The sequence below is a fragment of the Erwinia sp. GW821-FHT03D09 genome (assembly GCF_059420805.1).
The window spans coordinates 1-758 of record NZ_JBWKUK010000048.1 but is presented as its reverse complement, the minus strand read 5'-3'; the positions used below and the strand labels follow the sequence as shown (position 1 = coordinate 758).

General features: G+C 48.7%; 1 protein-coding gene. It reads left to right on the top strand.

Annotated features, from left to right (window positions below; genetic code table 11):
- A partial coding sequence (locus tag AC07U6_RS22235; RefSeq protein ID WP_494764862.1) for a hypothetical protein occupies nt 1-758 on the top strand: 758 nt, incomplete at both ends.

Below are 758 nucleotides of genomic sequence, written 5' to 3'. Positions count from 1 at the left end.
AGTTGGATGCCAGTGCTCAGCTGCTACAGAAACAAGAACGCAGCGCTACTGAGCAGGCTAAATTAAGCAGCGAAATGCTCACCGCTGAGAAAAAATCAGCGGAAGATAAGATCAAAGTTCTACAGGAAAAACTGGCCGCGTCCCAAATTCAACAAGCAGATCTGCAGTCTGAGCAACAGCAGCTTCAGAAAAAACTGCAAAACAATCTGCTTAGCAAAGAGGAAAACAGCGCAGTGATTGCCGTGCAGCTTAAAGAGCTGCAGGATAAATTGACCGCCGCCCAGCATCAGCAAACGGCTCTGTTGGCAGATAAAGAAAAACTTCAGCGTCAGCTTGAGCATGCACCCACTTCTGCGCAGCTGGCCGACAGCCAGCAGAGAGTTAAGGCTCTGCAAAGTGAGTTGGATGCCAGTGCTCAGCTGCTACAGAAACAAGAACGCAGCGCTACTGAGCAGGCTAAATTAAGCAGCGAAATGCTCATCGCTGAGAAAAAATCAGCGGAAGATAAGATCAAAGTTCTACAGGAAAAACTGGCCGCGTCCCAAATTCAACAAGCAGCTCTGCAGTCTGAGCAACAGCAGCTTCAGCAAAAACTGCAAAACAATCTGCTTAGCAAGGAGAAAAACAGCGCAGTGATTGCCGTGCAGCTTAAAGAGCTGCAGGATAAATTGACCGCCGCCCAGCATCAGCAAACGGTTCTGTTGGCAGATAAAGAAAAACTTCAGCGTCAGCTTGAGCATGCACCCACTTCTGCGCAG